The following is a 7,532-nucleotide window of genomic DNA, read 5'->3' on the forward strand; positions in this document are numbered from 1 at the left end:
CTCCAGTCCTACTGGCTCCACGCCCACGTGATCACCTGCTTCGTCGGGTACGCGGCGTTCGCCGTATCCGCCGGTGTCGCCGTGATGTACCTCCTCAAGGCCCGTCAGGAGGAGGCGAAAACGGAAGGCGGAGTGATCGGGCTCTTTCCCTCCACCAAGATCCTCGACGACCTGGTGTACAAGTCGATCATCTGGGGATTCCCGTTCCTGACCGCAGGGATCATCACCGGGGCCGCTTGGGCGAACTACGCGTGGGGGACCTACTGGTCCTGGGATCCCAAGGAGACCTGGTCGCTGATCGTGTGGCTCGTGTACGCCACGTTCCTGCACGCCAGGATCACCAGGGGCTGGCACGGCAAGCGGGCCGCGATTCTTTCGATCGTGGGCTTCCTGGCGACCATCATGTGCTACCTGGGCGTCAACCTCGTGCTCTCCGGGCTGCATTCCTACGGCGGTTCGTAGAAGGGTAGACCGCAATCGGCGATCCAGGTTCCCAAGCGTGAGAAAGGTCGCATTTCTTCTGACGGCCCTGGCTTCCCTGACGGTACTCGTCTACGGGTTGTCCCGGGGGGAAGTGCTGAAGACCCTGGTCAACGGTGCCCTTATTTGCCTGTCCTGCATCGGGATCGGGTGACCCCGTGACGATCCTTCCACGCCGGATCTTCCAGACGGCGGGGACTCTCCTCCCCAACGCCTATCTTCAGGGGTTCTGGACCGCCTCCCTGTACCAGGGGAGGCTGAAGGGCGTCTGCACGCCGCTGTTCAACTGTTACGCCTGTCCCTCCGCATTGTTCTCCTGTCCCATCGGGACGATGCAGCACTTCGCCGCGACGGGAGTCATCCCGTACTACGGAGTGGGTCTTCTGGCGACCGTCGGAGCGTCGGTGGGGAGGATGACGTGCGGGACCCTCTGCCCGTTCGGGTTCCTCCAGGACCTCCTTTACAAGCTGAAGACCTGGAAAGCATCGCTTCCGGGCTGGGCCCGGTATCTGCGCTATGCGGCCCTGGCCCTGCTGGTGTTCCTCGTTCCTTATCTGACTCACGAGCACTGGTTTTCCAAGCTGTGCCCGGCGGGTACGCTCAGCGCGGGACTCCCCTGGGTGACGCTGAACCTGGGCGTCCGGGCGATGATCGGCTCCCTCTTCTGGGTGAAGCTATCGATCCTTCTCTTTTTCGTCGCGGGCTCGGTGCCTGTCAAGCGTATCTTCTGCAGGGCCGCCTGCCCGCTCGGGGCGATCTTTTCCTTTTTCAACGGGTCCAGCTTTCTCCAACTGGCATGGAACCCGGACACCTGCACCCGGTGCGGCAAATGCCGGAAAATCTGCCCGGTGGACATCCGGCCGGATGACAACCCGACCAACCCAGAGTGCGTGCGCTGCTGGGATTGCACGCGCTGCCCGAGCCTGAAAGCGACGACCGTGCTGCACAAGAATCCGTTCGCGGTGCGCTGAAAACCTGGAAGACCGGGGAGCAATAAGCGATGGCAGTCGCTGTACCGGAGAACCTCGACAAGTTCGCGAAGAACAAGCGCCTGCAAGCAGCGCTCACCGCCCTGTGCTTTCTCGCCATCTCGCTGCTTTTCTTCAACAAGATCTTCACCAGCGATTACGGCATCCACCTCTCCGTCGGCAAGCATTTCGTCGAAACCGGCAAGGTCCCCGACAAGGAATTCCTGATCTACCCCGTTCTCGGCCAGCCCATGAGCTACGAGGAGCTGGGGTTCCAGGCCATCCTTTACACGGTCTACCGCTTCGTCGGGTCGAACGGCGTCTCCGTCTTTGTCTGGCTGATGGCCACGCTTTCTTTCCTTTTCATCTACAAGTCGCTGCGGGCAAGGGACATCAACCCCTACATCGTCCTGTTCACCATGCTGCTCTTCGCGATGCCGTTCCGGATCCGCCTGCAACCGAGACCGGAGATCATCGCCTACTTCTTCACCTCGTTCCTGATGTACGCATGCTCGCTTTTTTACTACAAGGGGAACCGGAAGATCATCTACACGTTTCCGTTCGTTTTCCTTCTTTGGGCCAATATTCACCCGTCGACGCTGGCCGGGCTCGGGACCTTGGGAGCATTCGGGACCCAAAGCCTCGTGGTGATCTACAGGGACAAGTTCGACAAGATCTCCCTGAAAAACAATCTGTTCATCCCGCTGGGGATTTTCGTTCTCTCTTTTCTCGCCACCTTCCTGAGCAAGCACGGGCTGGAAAGCGTGCTTACCCCCCTGCGGCTCATGGCGAACCCCGATCAGATGACCGGCATCTCGGAGATGACCTCCATCGTGAACTCCGCTTTTTATCCGTACTACAAGTACCTCCTGGCGTTGACGATCGCCTTCGGCGCGGCCGGCCTGGTCTGCTTCAGGATCAGGATCCACGACATCATCCTTGCCATTTACGGGATGAGGCTGCCGTTGATGGTGGCCCGCGGCATGGCGTTCATGTCGATCTTCACCATCCCCCTGGTGGCCCAATCCTTCGAGGGGATCCTACGGCGAATCCGGGAGTACATGGACAAGAGGGAGGAAGCCACCATCAAGGCCAAGGAGAAAGCCGCAAGGGAAAAGGAAAACACGAAGAAGAAGCAGGGGAAAAAGGGAGCGACGACCACAGAGGTGAAAGACAGGCCGTTGCCGTCTTCTTCCGATGCCGACATGAGCTATTTCCGCCTTCCGATCGTCCTGGCCTGGCTGGTCTTCCTGGGATCCATCGGCTATGGGTCCTACCATATCCGCGCGGGAACGGCGGACTTCGTGGAAAACGGCATCGGCCTCACGGAACACAAGTTCTCCCTCAAGTCGGGAGAGTTCCTGCGGAATCTCGACATCAAGGGGAACATGTTCAACTTCTTCGACCTGGGGGGATTCGTGGAATGGCAGGTGTCCCCGCAAAAACTGACCTTCATCGACGGGCGGGCCGGAACGACGTTCAGGGACCACCAGATGATCACGGGCGTCGTGGGGGATTTTGAGAACCTGTTCGACAAATACAATATCACCTACATCGTAACCAAGGCGGTGGATTCCTCGGGGACGATCTTGCCGTTGATCAAATATCTGACGGAGAGTCCGAAGTGGGAACTCGTCTTCGCGGACGGCCTCGCGGTCGTCTATGTCAGGAATCTTCCGGAGAACAAACGGATCATCGACACGTACAGGATTTCAAAAAACATCATATCCCAACAGATCATCAGCGAGTTGCTCCATTCCACTTATCTCGGCGTGAACAAAGTTTACGTTTACATCACGGTCGGGAATATCTTTGTGGATAGGAAGGATTTCGCAAACGCCCTGAAATATTTCACCTTGGCCCGCGAATTCACCGATGACCCCAGGTTGGCGGAAATGGTGAATCGACTGGAATCCATGCGCGGGAATCGATAAGCTCCCACGGCCGGGAGGGGTCACCGAAAACGGTTTCGCCAGTTATAGGCGGTGGTCAGGGTGTTTTGCAGTAATTGAAAAAAGGGGGACCGCTCCCCGAGAAGCCTCGACATGCGGGCAAGAAATTTCACTCCCCGGAGATAGTTTCTCTGCGCTTTTCGGACTCGCGGTTTTTCCTTCGCAAGGTCACGATGTTTCGCGTAAATAACCTCTACGGTTTGCCAGAACATCGCGCGTTTGGTGCTGGTCAATGTGCCCCCGGCCACCTTCCAGGCGAATTCACAGGTGATTTTTCGGACATGCCGGAAGGGGTATTTCCGGGACAGCCGGATCCACAAGTCCCAATCCTCCAGGACGGGGAGCGATTCATCGAAACGCCCCGTGTCCTCCAGGCACGACTTTTCGTGCAGGATGCACAAGGTGGGGATGAAATTCTGAACCAGGATCCGGTCGTAGTCAAACTCGGAGGAGTAGGGGACGTCTCGCCGGGTACCCACGTGTCGACCGTTGAGGGTTCTTTGGCGACCCCTGATGGCATCGGTGTACGCCACTTTGTAATCGCCGCTTTCCAGGGTACCCACCAGGGTTTCAATATGCTCGGGATAGTAAATGTCATCATCGTCGAGGTACGCGATGTACTTGCCTCTGGCCATACCGATACCGGTGTTCCTCGCCGCGGCAATCCCCCTGTTTTTGGGATGTGCCGTGTAAAGGATGTTCCCTTTGTGGTTCAGGGAGTCGATCATTCCTTTCACGTCGATCCCCGCATCGTTCACGACGATGATCTCCGTGTCGGAACAGGTCTGGTTGAGGATGCTTCGTAAACAATCGGGGAGCGTTTCCGGCCGGTTATAGGTGGCAACGACTACGGAGACAAGGGGGAAGCCGGCACGTGGGAGGAAGGAAGAGGATCGCCCGTCTCGAGGTTTCAAGATGGGTTGCCGCCGGATAATAAATTCTTGTAGTACGCGCGAACGAAGCGCTTGCAGAACGTGTAATAGAGATAGTGGCAGGAAATTTTTACGGGATGCCCCTGGAGATGTTTTTTCCTGATCCGCCACGATTCATCGTAGGCCATGTCCGATCGGACGATGGAGCGAGACCCTGCGTGAACCCTGAAGCATGCTACCTGCAGTTCCAGCGGGACCGGATCGGCGATGGCGCCCAGGCGGAGCCAAAGGTCATAGTCCATGGCATACCGGTACTCGACATCGAACATCCCGATGGTCTCAAAGGCCTTCCGGGTTACGAACGTTGCGGGATGGAGAAGGATATTTCCACGGACCAATTTCCCGTAGGAATATTTCCGCACCTTGATCTCTTGCAGGATTTTCCCTTCCGGGTCCACAAGATGGATCCCGCCTGTCATCCAGAGGGCGCCCGGGTGGCGGAGATATTCCGAACAGACGGAAGACAGGACGGAAGGATCCGGGAAAAAGTCATCCGCGTGGAGGTGGGCGATCAGTTCGCCGTTCGAGAGAAGGATCCCCTTGTTCATGGCATCGGAGATCCCCTTGTCGGGTTCGCTGATCCAGTAATCGATCCGGTCATCGTATTTCGCGAGGAGATCGAGGGTCCCGTCTGTCGATCCCCCGTCGACGACGATGTACTCGACGGGTTCATACGATTGGCCGATGACGCTTCGGATCGTCCCCTCGAGATGCTGCCCGCCGTTATATACGACGGTGATGATGGAAACGAGCGGATTTCCGGGACGGCTGCTCTTCGCGATCCCTTTAAGCCGCAAACCCCCCTCGCGTTTCAGCATCTCCGGCACGTTTCCCCCGTGGTAGATGTTGCCATTACTTGGGGACAAGCATGATCTGCCCTTGAAGAAGCCGCAGGAAAAAAGTTCTCAACCGATAGTCCCTAGTGTACAGCCGGGGAGTGATGAGGTCCGTAGAGGGTAACCGGTTGTGCACCCATTGCACCGTGTCGAACAGGGATCGAACGTAGGATGAATAAAGCCGGCGACGCAATGCCAACGGCATGGGACCGTATCGATATGCCCCCGGGTCGAAAAATCGCCGGTTGATGATTCGAACGCCCTGGAAGTGGTAAAAGATCAGCGGATTGCCGTCCACGGCGATTTCTCCGTTCTGGATCCGCACCATGTAATTCATGTGGTTCCAGGGGGCAAGCCCTGCGCCCTTATGCTGGAGCACAACGACCCCATCGAATCGGCCGGGCCAGTCGTCCAGGTATTTCTGATCGGCGAAACGTCCATTCTCGGGACGGTCACCACACCATTCCAGGCAACGGTCGCGCCACCATTGGAGGCAACTCTTTCCCCGCAAATCATTCCCGAAAGTCAGGAGACCGACATTGTAGATCCCGAACGCCGCCTCCAGGTGGCGTAACTTTTCCGGGAACCGGTGGCCGACGATCAGGATGGACCGGTCTCCAAGCTCCTCGAACACGGGTGACGGCGTGGAATAGAACATCAGGTCGGCGTCGAGATAGGTGATCCGCCCGATTTCCGGGTGGCGGCCCAACAGATAGAGGAGCCAGGACGGGGTGCACGTAAAATAATACTCCACCCGGCTTCGGTTCCTTTTGGCATTTTGCAACGCCTCATCGCCCTTCTCGAATTCCTGAAGGGAAACGGGCCGCAGGTTGGCCAGATTCAATCTCGAAAGGACATCCCGGGCGGGATCATCGAAGCAGAGCACCCATAGCGTGAATGGACCGGCATGTTCCATCAAGGACCGATAGAGGGTAAGCCCCTGTGCCAGGTAGTTTCGGTCGAAGTACGTGCAGAAGTGGAGCATCGAGGGTTTTCAGCTCCTGCACCAGGCGACGATTTCCCGGGCGACGGTTCGAACCTGGTCCGTCGTCAACTCCGGATACATGGGCAGGCTCAGGATCTGTTTCGCCGCTTCCTCGGTTCGCGGCAACGGGATCCTTCCGGACCACCTTTCCGCATAAGCCGGTTGCTGATGGACCGGGACAGGGTAGTGAATCAACGTTCCGATGCCTCTTTCCCGAAGATGGGCTCTCAGGGAATCCCTGTTCTTCGCGCGGATTACATATTGATGGTAGACATGAGCTGCCTCCGGGTTGGCTCCCGGCAAGATCAACCCGCAGGCGGCGAGCAGGGAATGATACGTCCCTGCGATCTTTCTTCGGGATTCGTTCTCCTCGTCCAGGTGGGGCAGTTTCACCCGCAAGATCGCCGCCTGGACCTCATCCAGCCGGCTGTTCATCCCGGGAAATTTGCTGACATAGCGTTCTTCCCAACCGTACTCCCGCAACAGGCGCACCTTTCCCGCCAGCTCGGGGTCGCCGGTCACCACCATGCCGGCATCGCCCAGAGCTCCCAGGTTTTTCGTCGGATAAAAGCTGAACGCCGCAAGGTGCCCCAGCGTGCCGGTTTTTTTGCCCCTGAATGTCGCTCCGTGGGATTGGGCGCAATCCTCGACGACACGAAGGTTGTGCCGGTTGGCGATCTCCAGGATGGCCGACATGTCCGCCGGGTGGCCGTAGAGATGAACGGGCACGATGGCTTTCAGGCCGCGTCCATGGAATCCCCGTATGGCCTCTTCCAGGCGGTTCGGATCCATCGTGAAGCGATCCGCGTCGATATCCACGAACACGGGAGTGGCGCCGCAAAGATCGATCGCAGCGGCGGATGCGACTGCGGTATGCGAGACCGTGATAACGGAGTCGCCTGGACCCACGCCGCAGGCCTTCAGGGCCAGGTGCAGCGCGTCGGTGCCGCTGGCGACGCCGATGGCATGCGAAATCCCCAGGTAGCCGGCAAACTCTTTTTCGAAAGAAGCGACCTCTTGACCGAGAATGTACCAGCCGCTCTCCAACACCCGCGAGATGGCACCTTCGATGGCTCTTCCATGGGCAAGGGTATTTGCCTTGGGATTGCTCTGGGGGATCGAGAAGGGCATCCGAAGCGTTCCTTGTTCGATTCGTTATAGATATCGTTTCAGGTGTGTCCGATAATAGGCCAGGGTTTTTACGAGTCCCTCGCGGAGCGGGATGCGCGGATTCCAGCCGAGCATCTTCCGGATCCTCTGGTCGTCCGCGTAGTAGTCTCCGATATCGATCCGCTTCCGGGCTTCCGGAAAGGAACGCAACGCGAATCCGCCGCCTCCGTTCACTTCGACGAGGAGGGAAGCCAGCGCTTTCAGGCTGA

General features: G+C 58.1%; 7 protein-coding genes and 1 pseudogene. 3 read left to right on the top strand and 5 right to left on the bottom strand.

Annotation, left to right across the window (positions count from 1 at the left end):
• From A2Z13_05575 to A2Z13_05585, 3 genes are all read left to right on the top strand, one after another.
• Nucleotides 1–462, top strand: a 462-nt coding sequence (locus A2Z13_05575) for a c-type cytochrome biogenesis protein CcsB (GenBank protein ID OGP80017.1), incomplete at its 5' end; no start/stop codon positions are given.
• Nucleotides 463–638: 176 nt separating this feature from the next.
• Entirely contained in the window at nt 639–1,451 is an 813-nt protein-coding gene (locus A2Z13_05580; GenBank protein OGP80018.1) for a hypothetical protein, read from the top strand.
• 29 nt (nt 1,452–1,480) lie between these two features.
• Nucleotides 1,481–3,382 (top strand): hypothetical protein, encoded by a 1,902-nt coding sequence (locus A2Z13_05585; GenBank protein OGP80019.1) that lies wholly within the window; start codon nt 1,481–1,483, stop codon nt 3,380–3,382.
• 20 nt (nt 3,383–3,402) lie between these two features.
• On the opposite strand, the gene A2Z13_05590 is transcribed toward A2Z13_05585, so the two are convergent.
• The 5 genes and pseudogenes from A2Z13_05590 to A2Z13_05610 form a co-directional block, all read right to left on the bottom strand.
• A complete protein-coding gene (locus A2Z13_05590) occupies nt 3,403–4,158 on the bottom strand; it encodes a hypothetical protein (GenBank protein OGP80020.1) in 756 nt (251 codons plus the stop codon).
• A gap of 152 nt (nt 4,159–4,310) precedes the next feature.
• Complete coding sequence (locus tag A2Z13_05595; GenBank protein ID OGP80023.1) at nt 4,311–5,114, bottom strand: hypothetical protein; 804 nt, start codon at nt 5,112–5,114, stop codon at nt 4,311–4,313.
• A 70-nt stretch (nt 5,115–5,184) separates the two neighbouring features.
• Nucleotides 5,185–6,153 (bottom strand): hypothetical protein, encoded by a 969-nt coding sequence (locus A2Z13_05600; protein ID OGP80021.1) that lies wholly within the window; start codon nt 6,151–6,153, stop codon nt 5,185–5,187.
• A 9-nt stretch (nt 6,154–6,162) separates the two neighbouring features.
• A complete protein-coding gene (locus A2Z13_05605) occupies nt 6,163–7,284 on the bottom strand; it encodes an erythromycin biosynthesis sensory transduction protein eryC1 (GenBank protein ID OGP80022.1) in 1,122 nt (373 codons plus the stop codon).
• Between the two features lie 24 nt (nt 7,285–7,308).
• Nucleotides 7,309–7,532 (bottom strand): annotated as a pseudogene (locus A2Z13_05610) (NAD-dependent epimerase).

It is taken from the genome of Deltaproteobacteria bacterium RBG_16_64_85, from assembly GCA_001798885.1.
Taxonomy (GTDB): Bacteria; Desulfobacterota; Deferrimicrobia; order Deferrimicrobiales; family Deferrimicrobiaceae; genus FEB-35.

Excerpts from the sequence above, each read along its gene's own strand:
- A2Z13_05585 (OGP80019.1), top strand. The coding sequence starts at position 1,481 with ATGGCAGTCGCTGTACCGGAGAACCTCGACAAGTTCGCGAAGAACAAG.
- A2Z13_05600 (OGP80021.1), bottom strand. The coding sequence starts at position 6,153 with ATGCTCCACTTCTGCACGTACTTCGACCGAAACTACCTGGCACAGGGG.
- A2Z13_05605 (OGP80022.1), bottom strand. The coding sequence starts at position 7,284 with ATGCCCTTCTCGATCCCCCAGAGCAATCCCAAGGCAAATACCCTTGCC.